This is a genomic window from Streptomyces sp. NBC_00091, from assembly GCF_026343185.1.
Taxonomy (GTDB): Bacteria; Actinomycetota; Actinomycetes; order Streptomycetales; family Streptomycetaceae; genus Streptomyces.
Genome location: NZ_JAPEMA010000001.1, coordinates 331113 through 352727, shown reverse-complemented (window position 1 = coordinate 352727; position 21615 = coordinate 331113). Strand labels below are relative to the sequence as shown.

Annotated in this window: 22 protein-coding genes; 4 read left to right on the top strand and 18 right to left on the bottom strand. The window is 72.5% G+C overall.

Features of this window, described 5'->3' with window-relative positions:
• The first annotated feature begins 167 nt into the window (after positions 1–167).
• The gene (locus OOK34_RS01510) at positions 168–881 is read left to right on the top strand and encodes a 3'-5' exonuclease (RefSeq protein WP_267032043.1); all 714 of its coding nucleotides are present in this window, start codon (positions 168–170) and stop codon (positions 879–881) included.
• Here OOK34_RS01510 and OOK34_RS01505 read toward each other — a convergent pair.
• The 3 genes from OOK34_RS01505 to OOK34_RS01495 all read right to left on the bottom strand — a co-directional run bounded on the left by OOK34_RS01505 (position 862) and on the right by OOK34_RS01495 (position 3573).
• On the bottom strand, positions 862–1890 hold the full coding sequence (locus OOK34_RS01505) for an RNA-binding protein (protein ID WP_267032042.1): 1029 nt from the start codon (positions 1888–1890) through the stop codon (positions 862–864). The two genes, OOK34_RS01510 and OOK34_RS01505, sit on opposite strands and share 20 nt — an antisense overlap.
• Before the next feature lie 81 nt (positions 1891–1971).
• Positions 1972–2685, bottom strand: coding sequence for a hypothetical protein (locus tag OOK34_RS01500; protein WP_267032041.1), 714 nt, complete (start codon positions 2683–2685; stop codon positions 1972–1974).
• A gap of 21 nt (positions 2686–2706) precedes the next feature.
• Positions 2707–3573 carry a phosphotransferase enzyme family protein gene (locus tag OOK34_RS01495; RefSeq protein WP_267032040.1) on the bottom strand — a complete coding sequence of 289 codons (867 nt, stop codon included), beginning with the start codon at positions 3571–3573 and terminating at the stop codon, positions 2707–2709.
• A 186-nt stretch (positions 3574–3759) separates the two neighbouring features.
• On the opposite strand from OOK34_RS01495, the gene mgt reads away from it, so the two are divergent.
• Both mgt and OOK34_RS01485 read left to right on the top strand, forming a co-directional pair.
• Positions 3760–4962, top strand: coding sequence for a macrolide-inactivating glycosyltransferase (gene mgt, locus OOK34_RS01490; protein ID WP_267032039.1), 1203 nt, complete (start codon positions 3760–3762; stop codon positions 4960–4962).
• Positions 4963–4982: 20 nt separating this feature from the next.
• Entirely contained in the window at positions 4983–5570 is a 588-nt protein-coding gene (locus tag OOK34_RS01485; RefSeq protein WP_267032038.1) for a DUF1697 domain-containing protein, read from the top strand.
• A 21-nt stretch (positions 5571–5591) separates the two neighbouring features.
• Here OOK34_RS01485 and OOK34_RS01480 read toward each other — a convergent pair whose 3' ends face one another.
• Both OOK34_RS01480 and OOK34_RS01475 read right to left on the bottom strand, forming a co-directional pair.
• On the bottom strand, positions 5592–7121 hold the full coding sequence (locus OOK34_RS01480; RefSeq protein ID WP_267032037.1) for an alpha/beta hydrolase: 1530 nt from the start codon (positions 7119–7121) through the stop codon (positions 5592–5594).
• 285 nt (positions 7122–7406) lie between these two features.
• Positions 7407–8258, bottom strand: a complete 852-nt coding sequence (locus OOK34_RS01475; protein ID WP_267032036.1) for an aldo/keto reductase — start codon at positions 8256–8258, stop codon at positions 7407–7409.
• A 45-nt stretch (positions 8259–8303) separates the two neighbouring features.
• Between OOK34_RS01475 and OOK34_RS01470 the strand changes: the two genes are divergently transcribed.
• A complete protein-coding gene (locus tag OOK34_RS01470; RefSeq protein WP_267032035.1) occupies positions 8304–9302 on the top strand; it encodes a ketopantoate reductase family protein in 999 nt (332 codons plus the stop codon).
• 15 nt (positions 9303–9317) lie between these two features.
• On the opposite strand, the gene OOK34_RS01465 is transcribed toward OOK34_RS01470, so the two are convergent.
• The 13 genes from OOK34_RS01465 to OOK34_RS01410 all read right to left on the bottom strand — a co-directional run bounded on the left by OOK34_RS01465 (position 9318) and on the right by OOK34_RS01410 (position 21358).
• A complete protein-coding gene (locus OOK34_RS01465; RefSeq protein WP_267032034.1) occupies positions 9318–10079 on the bottom strand; it encodes a sirohydrochlorin chelatase in 762 nt (253 codons plus the stop codon).
• 5 nt (positions 10080–10084) lie between these two features.
• The gene (locus OOK34_RS01460) at positions 10085–10969 is read right to left on the bottom strand and encodes an ABC transporter permease (protein ID WP_267032033.1); all 885 of its coding nucleotides are present in this window, start codon (positions 10967–10969) and stop codon (positions 10085–10087) included.
• The gene (locus tag OOK34_RS01455) at positions 10956–11747 is read right to left on the bottom strand and encodes an ABC transporter ATP-binding protein (RefSeq protein WP_267032032.1); all 792 of its coding nucleotides are present in this window, start codon (positions 11745–11747) and stop codon (positions 10956–10958) included. The genes OOK34_RS01460 and OOK34_RS01455 overlap by 14 nt, the downstream gene beginning before the upstream one ends.
• A gap of 35 nt (positions 11748–11782) precedes the next feature.
• A complete protein-coding gene (locus tag OOK34_RS01450; RefSeq protein ID WP_267032031.1) occupies positions 11783–12910 on the bottom strand; it encodes an aliphatic sulfonate ABC transporter substrate-binding protein in 1128 nt (375 codons plus the stop codon).
• A 216-nt stretch (positions 12911–13126) separates the two neighbouring features.
• Positions 13127–14467 (bottom strand): sulfate adenylyltransferase subunit 1, encoded by a 1341-nt coding sequence (locus OOK34_RS01445; RefSeq protein WP_267032030.1) that lies wholly within the window; start codon positions 14465–14467, stop codon positions 13127–13129.
• A 2-nt stretch (positions 14468–14469) separates the two neighbouring features.
• The gene (gene cysD / locus OOK34_RS01440; protein WP_267032029.1) at positions 14470–15411 is read right to left on the bottom strand and encodes a sulfate adenylyltransferase subunit CysD; all 942 of its coding nucleotides are present in this window, start codon (positions 15409–15411) and stop codon (positions 14470–14472) included.
• Positions 15408–15950, bottom strand: coding sequence for an adenylyl-sulfate kinase (cysC, locus tag OOK34_RS01435; protein ID WP_267032028.1), 543 nt, complete (start codon positions 15948–15950; stop codon positions 15408–15410). Before cysC ends, cysD begins: the two co-directional genes overlap by 4 nt.
• 26 nt (positions 15951–15976) lie before the next feature.
• Positions 15977–16675 carry a phosphoadenylyl-sulfate reductase gene (locus OOK34_RS01430; RefSeq protein WP_267032027.1) on the bottom strand — a complete coding sequence of 233 codons (699 nt, stop codon included), beginning with the start codon at positions 16673–16675 and terminating at the stop codon, positions 15977–15979.
• A complete protein-coding gene (locus tag OOK34_RS01425) occupies positions 16672–16851 on the bottom strand; it encodes a hypothetical protein (RefSeq protein ID WP_267032026.1) in 180 nt (59 codons plus the stop codon). The genes OOK34_RS01430 and OOK34_RS01425 overlap by 4 nt, the downstream gene beginning before the upstream one ends.
• Complete coding sequence (locus OOK34_RS01420) at positions 16848–18554, bottom strand: nitrite/sulfite reductase (RefSeq protein ID WP_267032025.1); 1707 nt, start codon at positions 18552–18554, stop codon at positions 16848–16850. The genes OOK34_RS01425 and OOK34_RS01420 overlap by 4 nt, the downstream gene beginning before the upstream one ends.
• Positions 18555–18773: 219 nt before the next feature.
• Positions 18774–18857: a putative leader peptide gene (locus tag OOK34_RS35310; protein ID WP_312847410.1), complete on the bottom strand. Its 84-nt coding sequence runs from the start codon at positions 18855–18857 to the stop codon at positions 18774–18776.
• A 628-nt stretch (positions 18858–19485) separates the two neighbouring features.
• On the bottom strand, positions 19486–20049 hold the full coding sequence (locus OOK34_RS01415) for a GNAT family N-acetyltransferase (RefSeq protein ID WP_267032024.1): 564 nt from the start codon (positions 20047–20049) through the stop codon (positions 19486–19488).
• 43 nt (positions 20050–20092) lie between these two features.
• On the bottom strand, positions 20093–21358 hold the full coding sequence (locus OOK34_RS01410) for a GAF domain-containing protein (protein ID WP_267036582.1): 1266 nt from the start codon (positions 21356–21358) through the stop codon (positions 20093–20095).
• Positions 21359–21615: the final 257 nt, after the last annotated feature.

Genomic DNA, 21615 nt, shown 5'->3' with positions numbered 1-21615 from the left:
CCGACTGTCAGTGCCTCGTGGCAGGCTGAAACGCGTTGACCGGAAAGTACGGGGGAGGGGCGCGTCATGGAGGCGTGGTACGGGGGAGCGTTGGTCGGGTCCGGCCCGGGGACGACCGGTGCGCAGTTGGGGACACCGATCAGCCGTGGTGGAGCGGGGGCTCCGCGATGAGCTGGATCGGCAGGCCGTTGATCGCGTTCGACCTGGAGACCACGGGTACGGACGTCGAGACCGACCGCATAGTCACGGCGGCGGTCGTGCGGCTGGATCCGGACGGAGCCGTCGCGCAGGAGCGGACCTGGCTGCTCGACCCCGGGGTGGAGATACCCGGGCAGGCGTCGGCGATCCACGGCATCTCGACGGAGCACGCGCGCGAGCACGGGGCGCCGGCCGCTTCCGCTGTCGAGGAGATCGCGGGAGCCGTCGCCGAAGGGCTGCGTTCCGGGACGCCCCTGGTGGTGATGAACGCCCGCTACGACCTGTCCCTGCTGGACCGCGAGTGCCGCAGGCACGGGGTCGAGTCGGTCAGCGAGCGGCTGGGCGGCATACCGTCGCCCGTCATCGATCCGCTGGTGATCGACAAGCACGTCGACAAGTACCGCAAGGGCAAGCGGGCCCTGACCGCGCTGTGCGCCCACTACGGGGTGTCGCTCGACGACGCGCACGACGCGAGGGCGGATGCCGTGGCCGCCGGCCGCGTGGTGCGACGCATGGGTGAGCGGCACCGGCCCGTCGGGGTGATGCCCCTGCCGGAGCTGCATGACCTCCAGGTGCGCGCGGCGGCCGAGCAGTCGGTCTCGTTGCAGGCCTATCTACGGCGCACCGCGGATCCGGCGGCGGTGGTCGAGCCGGCCTGGCCGCTCATCCCCCGCAGGCGCTGACCGGGCCCGGCCCGCGCTCCGCCGCCCAGCTCAGGTCGCTGGGCGTCGGCTCGGTCCGCCACCGGGCGCGCAGGACGCCGTCGCTGTCGGGGAGGACGGCCGTGAACAGCGGGTGGCGTTCGTCGACGGACAGGGACAGCGCGGCAGCGGCGCGGGCACCGGTCACATGGGCGGCCAGCTCCCCGTACTCGGTGTCGTCGGCGATCGTGCTGGTGATCGCCCCGTCCTCGTCCTCCCAGACGAACTCCACCGTGTCGTCCTGCGGCAGTGCGGCGAGGACTGCTGCGACATCGGTCGACAGGTCCGGCCAGACGGTCAGCTGGGCACGGGGAGTGAGCCGGGCGCGCACCGCGTCCAGGGTGCCCTCGGTGAGGCGGTGCCAGCGCGCGGCGTTGCCGACGTACCCCTCCTCCAGTACCACCGCCTGCCGCAGAGCGACGGACCGGCGCACGAGGGCCCAGAAGTCCTCGTCGGCGGGCCGCTGGACGCCGGGCTCGTCGTAGTCCTCGGCCGCGTCGTAGGGCGAGGCCCGCAGTCGTTCCGGGAAGAGCCCGAGGGCCCGGGTGCGGGCGACGGCGCCCTCACAGGCCCGGTCGCTGCCGACGAAGACGTACTGGTCCCATCCGACGTGCACGGCGAACACGTCGTCCACCTCCAGACGGCACCAGACGCCATGGTCGCGGAGCATGGCCCGGACCAGCTCCAGGCCGACGGAGAGGGACACCGGCGCGCCGTCGTGGAAGCCGCTGAGGTCGCGCGGGAAGAGCCCGTCCAGGCCGTGGCCCTCGATCGCCGGCTCCAGGCCGAAATGGACGAAACAGGCGATCTGCGGCTCGCGAACGGCCAGCTCGCCGATGCCGGTGTCCGCGGCGAAGGCGGCGATCGCCTCGAGGTAGGCGGCCTCGACCGGTCCGTGGTCGCTGGCCGTGTCCTCGGCGCCGGTGTAGCTGCCGCGCTCGTCGCGATCGGCAGGGTCGTACTTGGTGATCCGGTAGACGAAAGGCGGCACACTGCTCCCCGTGGTCGTCGACGGTGCCGGCTCGGCTGTCGATCTCGTGATCGGGAGCGTAGGGCGCGATGGGCCGCCGCGTTACCGCGGGTCCCCCTCGGGCAGGTACTCGACGTGGATGTCCCGGAAGCGGGCGTCGCAGTCCACGCTGCGGCAGTAGTGCGCGTGGCGGTAGCCGGTGCGCGTGTCGGTGTGCCCGGGACCTTGGCGGGCCACCTCGTGGAAGACCTCCGCGCCCTGGCGGAGCACCGTGGCGCTGCCCGTCATGAAGAGGGTCTCGGCGTGGACGCTCTGGTGGAAGCGGTCGCGGTTGTCCGCGCGGTGCATCGCCGCGTGGTCCACCTCGCCGGGTTCGGGCAGGAGCACGTCCACCGTCTGCGGGCGGCCCGGGCCGAGCCGCCCCCGCAGCTCCTTCCAGCGCGAGGGCGCCAGCTGGAGCGAGTGGTGCAGCAGGACCAGGTCCAGCCGCCGGGATCCCGCCCGAGGGGCGGGAGCGCCGCGCAGGGGCAGGTGGATCAGCGAGCGCGGTGACGAGGCGGCCAGGGTCCACAGGCCCGCCATGAGCACGGCGGCGTCCTGGTCGACGTACGCGTTCAGGTACCAGGTGTCGTCGAGGAGTTCGGCGCGCTCCACCGGCCGGGCCGGGCGCACGACCTTGACGGTCCCCGTACCGTGCCGGGCCCGGTGGACGGTGAGGTGCAGCGTGGCGCGGCGCGGCGTGGTGACGCGCGGTGTGGTGACGCGCGGCGTGGTGAGGTGAGGCGTGGTGACGCGGGGCGTGGTTCGGTCGGGCACGCTGTATTGATACGGCACCGGTCAGAAGGGGTGCCAGCGCATTTCCGCGTCCCCCTCGCGCAGCGAGGCCACGCGGCGGCGGAACTCGGCCAGGGCCTTCGGGTTGGCGGGCGCGTGCTGGGCCACCCAGGCGCAGCTCGCGGTCTCGCGGGCGCCGCGCAGGAGGGCGCAGCCCTCCCACTGCCGTACGTCCCATCCGTAGGCGGCGGTGAAGGACTCGTAGGCGGCCGGGGGCAGCCCGTACCGGTCGCGGGACAGGGCCATCACCACCAGGTCGTGCTCCCGCAGGTCGGCCGACACGGTCTCCAGGTCCACCAGGACCGGCCCGTCCGGGCCCACGTGGACGTTGCGGGGCAGGGCGTCGCCGTGGATGGGGCCGGGAGCCAGGTGCGGGGTGAGCGCGGCCACCTCGCCGGCGTAGGCGTCGCGCCGGGCGCGCAGGTACGCCGCGTCCTGCGGGTCCACGGCCGCGCCGGCCAGCCGGAGCCAGCGCTCGACCCCGCCCAGCAGGTCCCGCGCGGGCAGGCCGAAGGAGGGGGCGGGGAGCGCGTGCAGCGGCCGAAGCAGCGCCGCGAGGTCCTCCGGGCCCGCCGGGCGGACGGCCTCCGGGAGGCGGTGCCACAGGGTCAGCGGGTGTCCGTCCACCAGCCGGGGCTTCGGTTCGGCCGCCCGGACGGCGGGGATCCCGGCCTCGGCGAGCCAGCCGGCCACCGCCAGCTCCCGCTCGGCCCGCTCCAGCAGCCCCGCCTCCCGGCCCACCTTGACCACCAGGCCGCCGAGCGCGAAGACGGCGTTCTCGCCGAAGGCGAGCAGTTCGGCCCGCCCGGTGGAGCCCGCGCCCGTCAGGCCCGCCTCCGTCAGTACGTCCCTGGCCCGCGCCTCGTCCATGCGTTCGCCTCGTCCTTCGCCGGGTCGTCGTGATGGCCGTGAATGCTCCCCAGTCTCGCATTCCCGGCCCGGGAAACCCCTGGTGGGAGCAGCGAACCAGCCGACGGGCCGGTTTTGGGGGGCCGGACGGTCCGGGCGGTCTGATTTGGTTTGCACGAGACGTATCGTCTCGCTAAGGTCGAGTCCATGACCTCAGCCAAACCCGCACACATCGCCATGTTCTCCATCGCTGCCCCCGGGCACGTGAACCCGAGCATCGAAGTGATCCGGGAACTCGTCGCCAGGGGCCACCGCGTCAGCTATGCCATCCCCGCCTCCTTCGCCGAGAAGGTCGCGGAGACCGGCGCCACTCCGGTGATCTGGAAGTCCACCCTGCCCACCGACGACGAGCCAGAGGCCTGGGGCACCGAGCTCATCGACAACGTCGAACCCTTCCTGAACGACGCCATCCAGGCGCTCCCGCAGCTCGCGGCCGCCTTCGAGGGCGACGAACCCGACCTCGTCATCCACGACATCACCGCCTACCCGGCGAGCGTCCTCGCCCGCCGCTGGGGCGTCCCCGAGATCTCGCTCTCCCCGAACCTGGTCGCCTGGACCGGCTACGAGGAGGAGGTCGCCGCCCCGATGTGGGCCGGACTGCGCGCCTCCGAGCGCGGGAAGGCCTACTACGCCCGCTTCCGCGCCTGGCTCGACGAGAACGACATCGACGAGGACTCGGACCGCTTCGTCGGCCGTCCGCGCCGCAGCATCGTCCTGATCCCGCGCGCCCTCCAGCCGCACGCCGACCGGGTCGACGAGTCCGTCTACACCTTCGTCGGGGCCTGCCAGGGCGACCGCAGCGCCACCCAGGGAACCTGGGAGCGGCCGGCCTCCGCCGAGGGGAAGAAGGTCCTCCTCGTCTCCCTCGGCTCCACCTTCACCAAGCAGCCCGCCTTCTACCGCGCCTGCGTCGAGGCCTTCGGGGACCTGCCCGACTGGCACCTCGTCCTACAGATCGGCAAGTTCACCGACGAGGCCGAACTGGGGGAGATCCCCGCCAACGTCGAGGTCCACCGCTGGGTTCCCCAGCTGGACATCCTGCGCCAAGCCGACGCCTTCATCACCCACGCGGGCGCCGGCGGCAGCCAGGAGGGCCTGGCCACCGCGACCCCGATGGTCGCCGTGCCCCAGGCCGTCGACCAGTTCGGCAACGCCGACATGCTGGCCGGCCTCGGCGTGGCCCGGCACGTCCCGATGGAGGAGGCCGACGCCACGACCCTGCGCGAGGCCGTCCTCGGACTGCTCGCCGACCCCGAGGTCGCCGTCCGCGCCGAAGCCGTCCGCGCCGCCATGGCCTCCGAGGGCGGCACCCGGCAGGCCGCCGACCTCATCGAGGCCGCACTGTCGTAGCAGCCGTCTAGGGTGCGGCCATGACGAAGAGAGCGAGCACGGGCACGAGCGCCGGCACGGGCACGAAGAAGTACGCGGCGCTGCTGCGCGGCATCAACGTCGGCGGGAACAAGAAGGTCCCGATGGCGGAGCTGCGCACCGTGCTGGAGGGCCTCGGCCACGCAGACGTGCAGACGTACCTGCAGAGCGGCAACGCCGTCTTCAGCAGCGCGGAGACGGACCCGGCCGCCCTCGCCCGGGCACTGGAGGCGGCCATCGAGGACCACTTCGGCTTCCGGGTGCCCTGCCTGGTCGTCGACGGGGCCCACCTGGCCGCCGTCGCCGAGGCCTGCCCCTTCCCGGCAGCCGAACTGGAGGGCAGGCAGCTCCACGCCACCTTCTTCTCCGAGCAGCCCGGCCCGGAGCGCTTCGCCGCGCTCGACGGGCCCTCGTACCTCCCCGAGGAGTACCGCCTCGGGGACCGGGTCCTCTACCTCTACGCCCCCGACGGCCTCGGCCGCTCCAAACTGGGCGAGGCCCTCGCCAAGCCCGCCGTCGTCAAGGGCCTCGACGTCACCACCCGCAACTGGAACACGGTCGTCAAGCTGGTCGAGCTGACCCGGCCCTAGATCCGGTCCTGGATCCGGTCCCTAGCGCTCCGCCGGCCGGACGCTCTCGTGGCCCTCGGCGTCGACCGCCTCGGCGGGGCACGCCGCGGTCGTGTGCGGGAGCCTGCCCTCCAGCAGGAAGCGCTCCACGTACTGGTTGACACAGTCGGAGTGGGTGAACCCGGTGTGCCCCGAGCCCTTGTAGTCGATGACGACGGCGTTCCCGAGCACCCGCGCGGTCTGCTCCGTCCACTCGTACGGGGTCGCCGGGTCGCCCCGCACCCCGACCAGCAGCATCGGCGGGGCGTCGGCGTGGTGGATCGCGGCCGTGGGGTCGGTGGGCGCCGGCCAGCCCTGGCAGAAGGCGATCTCGGTGAGTTCACCGGGCCCGAAGACCTTCGAGGCGGCCAGGAACCGCGGCCGCAGCGCGTCGATCTGCCGCTGGAACGCCACCGGGTCGCCGCCGACCCCCCGGTCGGGATAGTCGGCGCAGCTCACGGCCGCCCACGCGGCGGACGTGTTGTCCTCGTCGGGCGCGGCCGAGTCGACCAGCCCCGAAGGGTCTCGCTCCCGGACCAGCGAGCCCAGGCCGCGCGCCAGGTCGGGCCACTGCCTCGGTGAGTACAGGTTGTTCTCGATGGCGAGCACCAGGTCCTGCCCGTCGAACTCTCCACCGCCCTTCGCGCCGAGCGGCTTCTCGTCGAGCTGCGCGACCAGCTCGGCGGTCCGCTCGTTCGCCCGGAGCCGGTTCGTCCCGGAGAACACGCAGCCCTTCAGGCCCGCGCACCAGTCGAGGAAGGCGTCGTAGGCGAGCTGCTGCCCCCGGGCGGTGGCCAGCGCCTGGTCGGCCAGCGGGTCGGAGAGGGTGTCCACCCCGTCGAGCACCATCCGCCCCGTACGCTGCGGGAACTGCGCGGCGTACGTGGCGCCGATGCGCGTGCCGTAGGACCAGCCGAGGTAGTTCAGCTTCCGGTCCCCGAGGGCCTGGCGCAGCACGTCCAGGTCCCGGGCGACGTTGACCGTGCCGACGTACGGCAGGACCGGCCCCGAACGCGCCCGGCAGGCGCGCTGCGCCGCCTCGGTGGCCCGCAGCAGCCCGGCCGCGTCGGCGGAGTCGGGGCGGCGCACCGGCAGCGCGCCGCCGCAGCTGATCGGCGCGCTCTGGCCCACCCCGCGCGGGTCGAAGCCGACCAGGTCGTACGACTCCGCGAGGTCCCGGTAGCGCTCGGTGCGGCCGAGGTCCTGGAGCCGTTCCCCGAGCGCGCTCACCCCGGGCCCGCCCGGCCCTCCGTAGTTGAAGACCAGGGAACCCAGGCGGTGCGGGCCGGTGGCCGGGAAGCGGGTGAGCGCGAGGCCCACCGTGCCCTTGCCGGGGTCCGTGTAGTCGAGCGGGACCGTGAGCCGCCCACAGCGCATGGACTCGTCGAATGCCGCGGGGCACGGGCCCCAGTCGATCCGCTGCTCGTAGAAGCGGGAGAGCCGCGGGTCGTCCGGCTGCGGGGGCGGCGAACCGGCCGCCCCGAAGGCGGTGGCGAAGAGCACGGCGGCGCACAGCGACAGGGCGGGGCGCACGGCACCTCCAGGGGGTCTGCCGCCATCGGCAGCGGGCCGTCACCACCCGCCCCCGTCACCCGGCCCGCAGCGATCACGGTCGTCTCCAGCGTAGCCCCGTCCCCGGGGGAGCGCAGGCCGCCTAGGCCCTGTCGTCAAAGTAGCGCCGGTAAGGCTCGCGGCGTCCGGTGCCGTGCATCGCAAGGCGGAGGAGCGCCCGAGTACTGGAGGTACTTGGGTGCTCCGACAACGCGGCGAGGTGCGGTGCCGGGCGTCGCGAGCCAGGCGGGACTTTGACGACAGGGCCTACGGGGCGCTCGCCGCTTCGAGGAGGGTCAGGTCCCGGGCGGTCAGGGAGATCGACGCCGCTGCCAGGTTCTCCGCCAGGTGTACGGGGGAACCGGTGCCCGGGGTCGGGCACAGGGACGGGGAGTGGTGCAGCAGCCAGGCCAGCGCGATCTGCCCCGGGCCCGCCCCGTGCGCGGCGGCCACCTCGCGGACGGCGGCCGCGCCCTCACCGGTCAGGGCGCCGCTGCCCAGCGGGTAGTACGGCAGGAAGGCGATCCCGCGCTCCTCGCACAGCGCCAGCACCTCGGCCGAGGACCGGTCCAGCAGGTTGAACGGGTTCTGCACCGCGGCGATCGGCGCCAACTCCAGGGCCAGGCACAGCTGTTCGGCCGTCACGGTATCCAGGCCGATATGGCGGATCAGCCCCTCCGCCCGCAACTCCACCAGCGTGCCCAGTTGTTCGGCCATCGGCACGGCGGGATCGAAGCGGTGCAGCTGGTACAGGTCGATCCGCTCCACCCGCAGCCGCCGCAGGCTCTCCCCGCACATCCGCCGCAATTGCTCCGGACGGCCCGCCACATGCCACTGGTCCGGGCCGGTCCGCACCACCCCGCCCTTGCTGGCGATCACCAGTCCCTCCCCGTAGGGGTGGAGGGCCTCCGCGATCAGTTCCTCGGCCAGGCCGGGCCCGTAGTTGTCGGCGGTGTCGATCAGGGTGACGCCCTGGTCCACGGCCGCGCGCAGCAGCGCACGGGCCCCGTCGCGGCTGCCGCGCGGCCCCCAGTAACCGGCGCCGACCAGGCCGCCCGTACCGAGTCCGAGGCGGCGAACGGGCAGGTCCCCGCCCAGGAGGAAGAAGGAGTCCGTCATGGCCCGACGGTATCCGGGCGCTCCGGGTGTGCCAGGCTCTGGGGTATGCGTTACATCATCATCGGCGCCGGTGCGATCGGCGCGACCATCGGCGGACGGCTCGCGGAATCCGGCCAGGAGGTCGTCCTCGTCGCGCGCGGCGCGCACGCCGAGGCACTCAGGGCGGACGGACTGCGGCTCACCACCGCCGACGGCCCCCGCGTCCACCGGCTCCCCGTGGTCACCGGACCCGCCGAGCTGGGGGAGCTGCGCCCGGACGACGTACTGCTGCTGACCGTGAAGACCCAGGACGCCATCGCCGCGCTCGACGCGTGGGGCGACGCGGAGGTCGCGGGCGGCGGCACGGCGGCGCAGCGGCTGCCGCTGCTGTGCGCGCAGAACGGCGTGGAGAGCGAACGGCTCGCGCTGCGCCGCTTCTCACGCGTGTACGGGGTCTGCGTCTGGCTGCCGGCGACCTTCCTGGAGCCCGGGGTGGTCTCGGCACTGTGCGCCCCGCTGACCGGGATCCTGCACCTCGGGCGGGCCGCCGGCGGGACGGACGCGCGGATCCGGGCGGTCGCCGCCGACCTCGCCAAGGCGGGCTTCGAAGCGCCGGTCGTCGAGGACGTGATGCGGTGGAAGTACGCGAAGCTGCTCGGCAACCTGGGCAACGCCATCCAGGCGACCACCGGCCCCGAACCGGACCCGGCCAAGGCGGCGCTGCTGCTGCGGGCCATCCGGGAGGGCAAGGCCGCCTTCGACGCGGCGGGCATCGGCTACGCCACGGAGGCCGAGCAGTCGGCGGCCCGCGACGGCAAGGTCGACCAGCCGCCGGGCGTCCGGGGCGGTTCCTCCTGGCAGAGCCTGGCCCGGGGCACGGGCTCGGTCGAGGCCGACTACCTCAACGGCGAGGTCTCCCTGCTGGGCCGGCTGCACGGGGTGGCGACCCCCGTCAACGACGTGCTGCGGCACGCGGCGAACATCTTCGCCCGGGAGGGCCTCCCGCCGGGGGCGATGTCCATCGCCGACCTGACGGCCCTGGCCGACGAGGCCGCCGCCCGCTGAGCCACTGGCCCGGGGCTACGCCGTCAGGGCCCGGAGCGGGGCCGGGGCCGAAGCCGCGCTGTCGTAGCGGCGCAGCAGGAGGCGGGCCAGCTCCGGGGCCGCGCCCAGGACCTCGGCGACGACGTCCGCGCCCGCGGCTTCGGCGCCGGCCGTGATCCGGTCCGGGAGGCGGCCCGGGGCGATGACGTACGGGGCCACCGCCACCCGGCGGACGCCCTCCGCGCGCAGGGCCCGTACGGCGTCCTCCGTACGGGGAAGGGCAGCGGAGGCGAACGCAGGCCGCACGGCGCACCAACCGGTGTGCCGCCACTCCCGCGCGATTTCAGCGATCACTGCGATCGCCTCCGGGTCTGAGGATCCGGCGGACGCGAGCACCACACCGGTGCCGGCGCGGTCCGCCGGGGTGAGGCCGATGCCGGCCTCGGCGAGGCGGCGTTCCAGGGCCGCCACCAGGAGCGGCGACGGTCCGAGGACGTCCGCCACCCGGACCGAGAGCCCGGGCAGGCGGGTGGCCGACTCGGCCAGCACCGCCGGGATGTCGGCCTTCGCGTGGAAGGCCCGGGTCAGCAGCAGCGGCAGGGCCACGACCTCCCGTACTCCCGAAAGGTAGAGCGAGGCCAGGGACTGGGAGACGGTCGGGCCGTTGAAGTCCAGGAAGGCCGTCTCCACCCGCAGCCCGGGCCGCAGCGCCCGCGCCCGCCCGACGAGGGCGTGCACGGTCGCCGCGTGCCGCGGATCGCGGCTTCCGTGGGCTATGACCAGTAGTGCGCGGGACATGGGGCTCAGCTCTTGACGAGGAGGCCGCGGGTGCGGAGGACCCGGCGCTCGAGGGGGCTGAAGATGAGGAGGTCGATGGCGATGCCGACGACGAGGATGAGGATGATGGCGAGGAAGACGCCGGGCAGGTCGATGTTGTTGCGGCCGTTTTCGAGGAGTTGGCCCAGGCCCAGGCCGAGGTCGGGGGAGCTGGCGATGATCTCGGCGGCCATGAGGGAGCGCCAGGAGAAGGCCCAGCCCTGCTTGAGGCCGGCGAGGTAGCCGGGCAGGGCGGCGGGCATGACGATGTGCCGGGCTCCGCGCAGGCCGGTGGCGCCCAGGGTGCGGCCGGCGCGCAGGAACAGGGGCGGGACCTGGTCGATGCCGGAGACGAGGCCGTTGGCGATGGAGGGGACGGCGCCGAGGAGGATGACGGTGTACATCATGGCGTCGTTGAGGCCGAACCAGAGGACGGCCGGGGGGACCCAGGCGACCGAGGGCAGGGATTGCAGGCCCTGGAGGATGGGGCCGATCGCGGCGCGGACGAACTTGACCCGGGCGACGAGCAGGCCGAGGGGGGTGCCGATGGCGAGGGCGAGGAGGAAGCCGAGCAGGCCGCGGGAGACGCTGGTCCAGATGACTTCGAGCAGGGTGCCCTTGAGCCACATCTCGGACAGGCTGTCCCATACCGCGGACAGTGCGGGCAGCTTGGTCTCCTCGGTGACCTCCGCCGCGACCAGGACCTGCCAGACGGCGAGTACCAGGGCGATGGCCAGGACCGGCGGGAGGACCTTCTTGACGAGGACTTCCCTGACCGGCGCACGGCGGATCTCGACGGCGTCGAGGGCGTCGAGCCCGGCTTCGAGGCCGGCCAGGTCGTCGCTCTTCGGCTTCGTTTCAGTGCTGGCCATGGCGGCGGATCTCCCCACGCAGGTGTTCAGTGATCTCGAGGGACAGTTCCGCGACGTCCGCGTCTTCGATGCGGCGCGGCTGCGGGATGTCCACGGTCCATTCCTTGGCGACCCGGCCGGGGCGGGAGGAGAGGAGGACCACGCGCTGGGCGAGGCGGACGGCCTCGCGCACGTTGTGGGTGACGAAGAGTACGGACAGGCCGGTCTCGGTCCAGATGCGGGTGAGTTCGCCGTGCAGGACGTCGCGGGTGATGGCGTCCAGGGCGGCGAAGGGTTCGTCCATGAGGAGGAGGCGGCTGTCCTGGGCGAGGGCGCGGGCCAGGGCGACGCGCTGGCGCATGCCGCCGGAGAGTTCGTGGACGCGCTTGCCGTACGCGCCGCCGAGGCGGACCAGTTCCAGGAGGCGTTCGGCCTCGGTCCTGCGGTCGGCTTTGGCGACGCCGCGCAGGCGCAGGGCGAGTTCGATGTTCTTGCCGGCGGTGAGCCAGGGGAACAGGGCGTGTTCCTGGAACATCAGGGCGGGGCGGCCCTCGGTGGTGATGGCTCCGGTGGACGGCTTGTCCAGGCCGGCGACCAGGTTCAGCAGCGTGGATTTGCCGCAGCCGGAGGCGCCCAGGATGGTGACGAACTCGCCGGGGGCGACATCGAGGCTGATGTCGTCCAGGACGAGCTGCGATCCGGCCGGGCCGGAGAAGGACTTCGAGACGTGCTCGATGCGGGCGGCGTGCGTCTGCTCCGCTACCGTGCCCTCGGCAGCCTTGGCGAGCGTGGTGGCCATGGTCGTCACCTCCTGGGGGTTGCTGAACTACGGGCTTACTTGGCGCCGAGACCGGCGTCGGAGACCTCGGGCTTGCCGGTGGCTTTGAGGACCTTGTTCAGGAGCGTCAGGTCGTAGATGCCGGTCAGGTCGGGCTTCTCGAGGAGTCCTGCCTTGACCGCCCACTCGGACTGGGTCTTGAGCGTGCCGGCGAGCGGGTCGTCGGTGACGAGGATGGACTGCCAGGCCGGGTCGAGGATCTTCGCGTCGAGGGGCTTGCCGCCCTCGGCGGCGAGTTTGGCGTTCGCGGAGGCCTTGGCCTTGTCCGGGTTGGCGTTGATCCACTCGTTGGTCTTGACCGTGCCGGTCAGGACGGCCTCGACCACGTCCGGGTGCGCCTTGAGGAACTTCTGCGACACGATGATGTTCGTGATCACGAACTTCTTGTCGGGCCACAGGGCGGTCTCGTCGAGGAGGACGGAGCCGCCGTCGGAGACGAGCTTGGAGGCGGTGGGCTCGGGCACCCAGGCGCCGTCGATGGAGCCCTGCTTGAAGGCGTCGGGGGTGACCTTGTTGTCGGTGCGGACGACCGAGACGTCGCCCTTGCCGGACTCCGGGTCGACCTTCCAGCCCTTCTCCGAGATCCAGTTGAGGAACGCGATGTCCTGCGTGTTCCCCTTCTGCGGGGTGGCGATCCTCTTGCCCTTGAGGTCGTCCAGGGTCTTGATCTTGTCGGGGTTCACGACCAGCTTGACGCCGCCGGAGGTGGAGCCGGAGATGATCCGCAGGTTGGAGCTCTTGGACTTGACGTAGCCGTTGATGGACGGCGAGGGGCCGATGAAGCCGATGTCGAGGGAGTCGCCGTTGAGGGCCTCGATCTCGGACGGGCCGGCGTTGAAGGACTGGGGCTTGACCTTCGTGCCGGCCAGTTCCTTCTCGATCAGGCCTTCCTGGAGACCGACCAGGGCCGTGGCGTGGGTCAGGTTCGGGAAGTACCCGATACGGACCTCGGGAGCGGAGAGCTTCTTCCCGCCGTCGGCGGCGACGTTGGACTTCGTGTCCTCGGTCTTCTCGGCCTGGGAGCCGTAGCCGCAGGAGGCGAGGGCGCCGATCAGCAGCGGCAGGGCAGCGGCGGCGGCGACGCCGCGGCGCAGGGTCTTGCGGGTGGTACTCGTGGCAGGCACGGGAGGACTTCCTCTCGCCGCGCCGCAGGGTTTACGGCGCAGATCTTCGTCTCTGGAGCAAGGGCGGGTACGGCTCGTGGGGGGTGAGGGCGTGCAGGCAGTGTGCGTACGTCATCGCGCACATCGCGCCACTCCTCCCTGGCCGCTGCCGAGGGCGCCGCTGCCTACGCGGCCGCCCTCCTTCGCGAAGGTGGAGTAGATGTCGCCGGGCGTCATCTAGAAGTCCCACCCTTCTTCATCCGCCTGGACGGTGGTCTGGGCCGTGGAGGCGAAGGACTCGCCCGCCATGCCCGCCGCGAGGGTGGTTCCGTCGGCCGGGTCGATCAGCAGGAAGGACCCGGTGCGGCGCGAGTCGGCGTACGCGTCGAGCGCGAGCGGCTCGGCGGTGCGGACGACGACGCGGCCGATGTCGTTGGCCACCAGCTGCCCGGGGTTCGGGTGCTGGGAGAGGTCGTCGAGGGTCAGCCGCGAGGGGATCTCCTTGACGATGGCCTTGACCGTGCGCGTCGTGTGCTTGAGCAGCACCCGGGCGCCGACGGCGAGGGGCTGGTCGGCCACGTGGCAGACCGTCGCGATGACGTCCTGCGTGGTGGCCGGGGCGCTCGCGGACGGCGCGATCAGGTCGCCGCGCGAGATGTCGATGTCGTCCTTCAGACGGATCGTCACCGACTGCGGCGCCCAGGCGATGTCCACGCTCTCGCCGAGGGCGTCGATGCCCTCGATGACCGAGGTGCGGCCGGAGGGCAGGACGGTGACGGCTTCGCCGACGCGCAGGACGCCGGAGGCGATCTGGCCGGCGTAACCGCGGTAGTCGGGGTGCTCGGCGGTCTGGGGGCGGATCACGTACTGCACCGGGAAACGGGCCGGGCAGGCGGTGAGGTCGTGGCTGACCGGGACGGTCTCCAGGTGCTCCAGCACCGTCGGGCCGCCGTACCAGTCCATGTTCGCGGAGGGCTCGACCACGTTGTCCCCGGCCAGGGCCGAGATCGGGATGGCGGTGATCTCCGGGACGCCCAGGTCCGAGGCGTACGCGGTGAACTCCTCGGCGATCTTCGCGAAGACCGACTCCTGGTAGCCGACGAGGTCCATCTTGTTGACGGCGAGGACCACGTGGGGGACGCGGAGGAGGGCGGCGACGGCCGCGTGGCGGCGGGTCTGCTCGATGACGCCGTTGCGGGCGTCGACGAGGACCACGGCCAGGTCGGCGGTGGAGGCGCCGGTGACCATGTTGCGGGTGTACTGCACGTGCCCGGGGGTGTCGGCGAGGATGAACCGGCGCCGGGCGGTGGCGAAGTAGCGGTAGGCGACGTCGATGGTGATGCCCTGCTCCCGCTCGGCCCGCAGGCCGTCGGTCAGCAGCGCGAGGTCCGGCGCCTCCTGGCCGCGGGCCTGGGACACCGCCTCGACGGCCTCCATCTGGTCCGTCAGGACCGACTTGGAGTCGTGCAGCAGCCGGCCCACGAGGGTGGACTTGCCGTCGTCCACGGAACCGGCGGTCGCGAAGCGCAGCAGGGTGGTCGCCGACAGATCGGCGAACTGCTCGGTGGTGCTGGTCATTTCTAGAAGTACCCTTCGCGCTTGCGGTCTTCCATCGCGGCCTCGGACATCTTGTCGTCGGCCCGGGTCGCGCCCCGCTCGGTGAGGCGGGAGACGGCGATCTCGGCGATCACGGCATCGAGCGTGGTGGCGTCGGAGTCCACGGCGCCGGTGCAGGACATGTCACCGACGGTCCGGTAGCGGATCAGACGGGTCTCGGGGACCTCGCCCTCCTTGGCGCCGCCCCACTCGCCGGCCGTCAGCCACATGCCGTTACGCAGGAAGACCTCGCGCTCGTGCGCGAAGTAGATCTGCGGGAGTTCGATGTTCTCGCGGGCGATGTACTGCCACACGTCCAGCTCGGTCCAGTTGGAGAGCGGGAAGACGCGCACGTGCTCGCCGGGGGCGTGGCGGCCGTTGTAGAGCTGCCACAGCTCGGGGCGCTGGCGGCGCGGGTCCCACTGGGAGAACTCGTCGCGCAGGGAGAAGACGCGTTCCTTGGCGCGGGCCTTCTCCTCGTCGCGGCGTCCGCCGCCGAAGACGGCGTCGAACTTGAGCTGCTGGATCGCCTCGGTGAGGGGGACGGTCTGGAGCGGGTTGCGGGTGCCGTCGGGGCGCTCGCGGAGCTTGCCGGCGTCGATGTACTCCTGGACGGAGGCCACGTGCAGGCGCAGCCCGTGCTCGGCGACGGTGCGGTCGCGGTACTCCAGCACCTCGGGGAAGTTGTGCCCGGTATCGACGTGCAGCAGCGTGAAGGGCACCGGCGCGGGGGCGAAGGCCTTCAGCGCCAGGTGCAGCATGACGATGGAGTCCTTGCCGCCGGAGAACAGGATCACCGGCTTCTCGAACTCGCCCGCCACCTCACGGAAGATGTGCACCGCCTCCGACTCGAGGGCGTCGAGGTGCGACAGCGCGTAGGGCGCGTCGGAGTCGGACTCGGTGTGCAGGTGCGCGGCGGTGGTCATGCCAGACCCCTCTCGGTGAGCAGTGCGTGCAGGGCCGAAGCCGACTCCTGGACGGTCTGCGTGTGCGACTCGATCCGCAGGTCCGGGCTCTGCGGTGCCTCGTACGGGTCGTCGACGCCGGTCAGACCGGAGATCTCGCCCGCCGCCTGCTTGGCGTACAGGCCCTTCACGTCACGCTCGGAGCACACCTCGACCGGAGTGGCCACGTGCACCTCGAGGTAGGCGGTGCCCTCGGCGGCATGCCGCTTGCGGACGGCCTCGCGGCTGTCGGCGAAGGGGGCGATCACGGGCACGAGCGCCTTGACGCCGTTGCTCGCGAGCAGCTCGGCGACGAAACCGATCCGCTGCACGTTGGTGTGCCGGTCCTCGCGGGTGAAGCCGAGGCCGGCGGAGAGGAACTCGCGGATCTCGTCCCCGTCGAGGACCTCCACCCGGTGCCCCTCACCGCGCAGCCGCTCCGCGAGGGCGTACGCGATGGTCGTCTTGCCCGCGCTCGGCAGCCCGGTCAGCCACACCGTGGCGCCCTCGCTCACGCTCATCTGCTCAGTCTCCGTAAGTCGATTCATCAGCCGTGCAGTCCGCACTCGGTCTTGCCGCGCCCGGCCCAACGACCGGCCCTCGCGTCCTCGCCGGCTTCCACCCGGCGCGTGCAGGGGGCGCAGCCGACGGAGGCGTAACCGTCCATCAGCAGCGGGTTGGTGAGGACCCCGTGCTCGATGACGTAGGCGTCCACGTCCTCCTGGGTCCAGCGGGCGATCGGCGAGATCTTGACCTTCCGCCGCTTCTCGTCCCAGCCGACCACCGGGGTGTTCGCCCGGGTCGGGGACTCGTCGCGGCGCAGGCCCGTCGCCCACGCGTCGTACGCGGTCAGACCCTCCTCGAGGGGCCCCACCTTGCGCAGTGCGCAGCACAGGTCCGGGTCCCGGTCGTGCAGCTTCGGGCCGTACTGGGCGTCCTGCTCGGCGACCGTCTGACGCGGGGTGAGGGTGATGACGTTGACGTCCATCACGGCCTCGACCGCGTCACGGGTGCCGATGGTCTCCTCGAAGTGGTAGCCCGTGTCGAGGAAGACCACGTCCACGCCGGGGAAGGCGCGGGAGGCCAGGTGGGCGACGACCGCGTCCTCCATGGAGGAGGTCACTGCGAACTTCTTGCCGAAGGTCTCGGCGGCCCAGGTGAGGATCTCCAGTGCGGAGGCGTCCTCGAGGTCCCGGCCCGCCTGCTCGGCCAACTCTTTGAGACTGACGTCTTGAGTGGTGGTCATATCTCGTCCCCTCCAGCTGCGTTGGACTGAACACCCCGGGCCAGCAGCCCGAGGTACTTCAGCTGGAAGGCTCGGTTGCAGGCCCTGCATTCCCAGGCGCCGTGACCCGTCTCGTGGGGAAACAGGTCCTCGTCGCCGCAGTACGGGCAGTAGAACGGTGCGGCGCGCTCGCTCACGAGAGGTCCTCGTCCTTGGCGCGGCCGACCCAGGCGGCGAAGCGCTCGCCGTCCTCGCGCTGCTCCTCGAAGCGCGTGACGACCCGCTCGACGTACTCCGGCAGACCGGCCGAGGTGACCTTGAGGCCGCGGACCTTGCGGCCGAAGCCGGCCTCGAGGCCGAGGGCGCCGCCCAGGTGGACCTGGTAGCCCTCCACCTGGTTGCCGTCGTCGTCCAGGACCAGCTGGCCCTTGAGACCGATGTCCGCCACCTGGATACGGGCGCAGGCGTTCGGGCAGCCGTTGATGTTGATGGTGAGCGGCTCGGCGAAGTCCGGCAGGCGGCGCTCCAGCTCGTCGATCAGCGAGGCGCCGCGCGCCTTCGTCTCGACGATGGCCAGCTTGCAGAACTCGATGCCGGTGCAGGCCATCGTGCCGCGGCGGAACGGGGACGGCTTGACCCGCAGGTCCAGCGCCTCCAGGGCCGCCACGACCGAGTCGACCTGGTCGGCCTCGATGTCGAGGACGATCATCTTCTGCTCGGCGGTGGTGCGCAGGCGGCCGGAGCCGTGCTGTGCGGCCACGTCCGCGATCTTGGTGAGGGTGGCGCCGTCCACGCGGCCGACGCGGGGCGCGAAGCCGACGTAGAACTTGCCGTCCTGCTGCTGGTGGACGCCGACGTGGTCGCGCCACTGGCCGCTGGGCTGCTCGGGCGCGGGGCCGTCGGTCAGCTTGCGCTTCAGGTACTCGTCCTCCAGGACCTGGCGGAACTTGGCCGGGCCCCAGTCGGCGACGAGGAACTTCAGGCGGGCGCGGGTGCGCAGCCGGCGGTAGCCGTAGTCGCGGAAGATCGAGATGACGCCCTCGTAGACGTCGGGGACCTCGTCCAGGGAGACCCAGGTGCCCAGGCGGACGCCCAGCTTGGGGTTGGTGGAGAGGCCGCCGCCGACCCAGACGTCGAAGCCGGGGCCGTGCTCGGGGTGGTTCACGCCGACGAAGGCGATGTCGTTGATCTCGTGCGCCACGTCGAGCAGCGGCGAGCCGGAGATCGCCGACTTGAACTTGCGGGGCAGGTTCGAGAAGTCGGGGTTGCCGACGATGCGGCGGTAGATCTCGTCGATGGCGGGGGTGCCGTCGATGATCTCGTCCTGGGCGATGCCGGCGACGGGCGAACCGAGGATGACGCGGGGCGTGTCACCGCAGGCCTCGGTGGTCGAGAGGCCGACGGCCTCCAGGCGGCGCCAGATCTCCGGGACGTCCTCGATCCGGATCCAGTGGTACTGCACGTTCTGGCGGTCGGTGAGGTCGGCGGTGCCGCGCGCGAACTCCTCGGAGATCTCGCCGATGACGCGCAGCTGCTCGGTGGTCAGCCGGCCGCCGTCGATGCGGACGCGCAGCATGAAGTACTTGTCGTCCAGCTCCTCCGGCTCCAGGATCGCGGTCTTGCCGCCGTCGATCCCGGGCTTGCGCTGGGTGTAGAGGCCCCACCAGCGCATACGGCCGCGCAGGTCGTTGGGGTCGATCGAGTCGAAGCCCGCCTTGGAGTAGATCGTCTCAATGCGCGTCCGCACGTTGAGACCGTCGTCGTCCTTCTTGAACTGCTCGTTGCCGTTGAGGGGCGTGTGGTGTCCGACGGCCCACTGGCCCTCGCCGCGGTGACGGCCGGTCTTGCGGCGCGCTGCGGCTGCGGGGGCGGCTGCGGGCGTTTCAGGGGTGGCGGCCATGGCGGGTACGTCCTTCTTCAACGGCTCGAGGTGGAGGCAGGGGGGAGCGGCGGCGCGCCCCTGTCACGCTGGAGTCTCCGAGCAGGTGTGGCTGATTTCCGCCCCTATGTCGGGGTTGCCGACGGGCAGGGGGCGGTGTTCGGCCTCAGGGGGCTTGCGGGTGATCGACGCGTCCGCGGCGGCGGGGACTGCGGCGATGTGCGGCGGTGGCTGGTTCCGTCAGCGTGCCGGACAAATGGCGCTGGACATGCGGCCGAGGTCGACGTGCCGCCGACTCACCAAGGCAATTCCAGCTCCATTCATGGCCGAAGCGTGTCATGTGCCGATTGGAGGAGTCCACTACTGTCCACGATCCGGACGAAGTCGTCCCGGATCATGAGATCGCGTGATCGGGGTCACCTTTTTTTGACGCGGCGCTCGCGCGGCTCGGCGCCGGGGCGCCTCTCGGGCTTCGCGTCGCTGCGCCGGACTCCGTCCGTCGGACCTGGGGCGGGGCCACGGGCCCGGCTGGGGTCCGGTGGTCGCCTGCGGGTGGTGGGCCGCTGCGCGGGGCTGGGTCCCCTACCCGCCCTTCGCCCGTTCCCCGGGGCTCCGCCCCCAGACCCTCCCCCAGACTCCGTCCGGGGGGACCCCCAGCGCCTCAAACGCCGGCGAGGCTGGATGGTGCGACGGGGCTGGATGGTGCGGCGGGGCTGGATGGCGCCAGCGGGACCGGATGGGACTGCGCCCGCACGGGGTCGCGTACGTGAGGGGTCGGGGGCGGGGTGGGGTGTCGTCCGGGACTAAAACGAGATGAATTCGGCGCGAGGTACCGCCCGGCAGACCAGCAGAGCCAGGGCGCCGAACATCGAAGCCCGTCCCGGACGACACCCCACCCCGTCCCCGACCCCGGCCCCAGCAGCCACCCACCCGGACCCCGCCCGGCCAGGGCTTACGCGCCCGGCCAGGGGCCGGGGGTGGGGGTCTCCTCCTTGGGCTCGGTCTCCGTCTTGAAGACCTTGAAGCCGCGGCGCCGGTAGTTGTCCATCGCCGTGGGGCCGTCCTGGCTGCAGGTGTGGACCCAGACCCGGCGCGTGGGCTCGCGGTCGGGCCAGCGGGACGCCAGGTCCCAGGCGCGGTCCGTGCCGAAGGTCAGCAGGTGCCCGCCGATGCGGCGGCCCCGGAAGTCCGGCAGGAGCCCGAAGTACATGATCTCGACCACACCGTCGGGCTGCGGGTCGAGCTCGACGTAGCCGGCCGGGGTGCCCCGGTCGTACGCCACCCACGTCTCCACGCCCGGCCGCTCCAGCTGCTCCACCCACTCGGCACGGGTCAGCGACAGCCGGTCCGTCCAGTGGATGTCCCCGCCCACCGAGGCGTAGAGGAACCGGCTGAACTCCGGCGAGGGCACCTCGGCGCGGGTGATCGTGATCTCCGGTCCCGGCACGGCCGCCGGGACCAGGTCCGACGGCGAGGTCATCTCGAGGGACCAGGTGGTGAGTGTGATGGTGCTCATGCCGTTCAGGGAATCACACCCCCTGGCCAGGGGGTTCCCGGGGTTACGGGGTCCCCCAGGCTCCGCCGTGGCCCAGGCGGGCCCTGATCACGGCCGGGGCGGTGGAGTGGGGCAGCAGCCGGGCCGGGTCCTGCGGGCGGATCAGCTCCACCTCCACGTCCTCGGCGAAGCGGTAGGGGCGGTGCGTCAGCACCCCGGCGAGGTGCCGCCGGACCCGGGACAGCTCGGCGCGGACCGTCACCGTACGCGTGGGGTCCCCGAACAGCTCGGCGGCCAGCTCCGCCGCCGTACGCCCCCGCGGGGTCTCCGCCAGCAGGAACAGCAGCTCCGCGTGGCGCGGGCTCAGCTCCTGGGACCAGCTGCCGGCGGCCCCGTACACGGTCGCCGACCAGGACCGGGGCCGGCTCAGGTCCAGCACCACCCGGCTCACCGCCGACGCGGCGCCGCGCGGCTCGGCCAGGCGCAGCAGCCAGCCGCCGGGCAGCGGCTCCGCCACGCAGTCGCCCAGCTGCGCGATCCACACCGGCCCGGGGCCCAGCGCCTTCGGCAGGGCGACCCGGTCGGCGGGGGCCAGCCCCGTCACCGCGGCCGTCCAGCCGTGCGGGTCCACCGCCAGGGCCCGCCCGGGCAGCCGGGCCAGCAGCGGGGCCGCGACCGCCCGCAGCCGCTCCAGGGACTCCAGGTGCCGCACCCGCAGCTCCCGCTCGGCGAGCCGGGCCACGGAGCTCACCCAGGCCAGCGTCGCGGGGTGCATGGTGGCCAGCGGCCCGCTGACGTCGACCACGCCCAGCAGCCGGCCGTCCTTGGGGTCGTGCACGGGTGCCCCCGCGCAGGTCCAGTCATGGTGGCTGGAGACGAAGTGCTCCGCCGAGAACACCTGGACCGGGCGCCGGGTCACCAGGGCCGTGCCCACCCCGTTCGTGCCGACCACGGCCTCGTCCCAGTCGGCCCCCACCGCGAAACCCAGCCGGTCCGCCTTGCGCAGGATCGATCTGTGCCCCTCCCGCCACAGCAGCCGCCCGTCCGCGTCGGCGACGACCATGATGTGCAGGGCCTCGTCCAGCGCCGGCAGCAGCCCCTCGCGCAGCACCGGGAGGATCTCCCGCAGCGGGGAGACCTGCCGCCGCTCCTCGGTCTCGGCGGCGGACAGCATCCGCGAGCGGGCGTCCCGGTCGGGGTGCACGCCCCCGGCGAGCATCCGCCGCCAGGACTCGGCGATCTCCGGGCGGGGCGCGGCCGGCGGCCGGTCCCCGGCCAGCGCGGCGGCCCGTACCCCCTTGAGCAGGCGCGTCGCCTCCCGCGTGTCCATGGTCGAGATGCGCGCCACGTCGGCCGTGCTGCCTGCGGTGTTGGCCACCGGAACCTCCCCGTGCTGAACAGGACGTACTGCGGAAGCCGCCCGCCGTCGCGCACGCGCCCCTTCCCCGGGCACATGCTGCGGGCGATTTCCGACCGAAGGAATGCAGGGTTGCAACGGTATGCAACTCTCGCCAACCCCCGGTCACCCGACCGAAACTATCGGCACGCCGCCGAGCGGCGTGACAGCTCCTTCCTCGGGGCTCATGG

What these genes read in the sequence shown, in the direction of transcription:
- cysD (WP_267032029.1), bottom strand. Translation starts at nt 15,411, where the DNA reads ATGACCACCGCCGCGCACCTGCACACCGAGTCCGACTCCGACGCGCCC.
- mgt (WP_267032039.1), top strand. Translation starts at nt 3,760, where the DNA reads ATGACCTCAGCCAAACCCGCACACATCGCCATGTTCTCCATCGCTGCC.
- OOK34_RS01415 (WP_267032024.1), bottom strand. Translation starts at nt 20,049, where the DNA reads ATGAGCACCATCACACTCACCACCTGGTCCCTCGAGATGACCTCGCCG.
- OOK34_RS01485 (WP_267032038.1), top strand. Translation starts at nt 4,983, where the DNA reads ATGACGAAGAGAGCGAGCACGGGCACGAGCGCCGGCACGGGCACGAAG.
- OOK34_RS01475 (WP_267032036.1), bottom strand. Translation starts at nt 8,258, where the DNA reads ATGACGGACTCCTTCTTCCTCCTGGGCGGGGACCTGCCCGTTCGCCGC.
- OOK34_RS01455 (WP_267032032.1), bottom strand. Translation starts at nt 11,747, where the DNA reads ATGGCCACCACGCTCGCCAAGGCTGCCGAGGGCACGGTAGCGGAGCAG.
- OOK34_RS01470 (WP_267032035.1), top strand. Translation starts at nt 8,304, where the DNA reads ATGCGTTACATCATCATCGGCGCCGGTGCGATCGGCGCGACCATCGGC.
- OOK34_RS01495 (WP_267032040.1), bottom strand. Translation starts at nt 3,573, where the DNA reads ATGGACGAGGCGCGGGCCAGGGACGTACTGACGGAGGCGGGCCTGACG.
- OOK34_RS01510 (WP_267032043.1), top strand. Translation starts at nt 168, where the DNA reads ATGAGCTGGATCGGCAGGCCGTTGATCGCGTTCGACCTGGAGACCACG.
- OOK34_RS01445 (WP_267032030.1), bottom strand. Translation starts at nt 14,467, where the DNA reads ATGACCAGCACCACCGAGCAGTTCGCCGATCTGTCGGCGACCACCCTG.
- OOK34_RS01460 (WP_267032033.1), bottom strand. Translation starts at nt 10,969, where the DNA reads ATGGCCAGCACTGAAACGAAGCCGAAGAGCGACGACCTGGCCGGCCTC.
- OOK34_RS01430 (WP_267032027.1), bottom strand. Translation starts at nt 16,675, where the DNA reads ATGACCACCACTCAAGACGTCAGTCTCAAAGAGTTGGCCGAGCAGGCG.
- OOK34_RS01410 (WP_267036582.1), bottom strand. Translation starts at nt 21,358, where the DNA reads ATGGACACGCGGGAGGCGACGCGCCTGCTCAAGGGGGTACGGGCCGCC.
- OOK34_RS01420 (WP_267032025.1), bottom strand. Translation starts at nt 18,554, where the DNA reads ATGGCCGCCACCCCTGAAACGCCCGCAGCCGCCCCCGCAGCCGCAGCG.
- OOK34_RS01465 (WP_267032034.1), bottom strand. Translation starts at nt 10,079, where the DNA reads ATGTCCCGCGCACTACTGGTCATAGCCCACGGAAGCCGCGATCCGCGG.
- cysC (WP_267032028.1), bottom strand. Translation starts at nt 15,950, where the DNA reads ATGAGCGTGAGCGAGGGCGCCACGGTGTGGCTGACCGGGCTGCCGAGC.
- OOK34_RS35310 (WP_312847410.1), bottom strand. Translation starts at nt 18,857, where the DNA reads ATGAATGGAGCTGGAATTGCCTTGGTGAGTCGGCGGCACGTCGACCTC.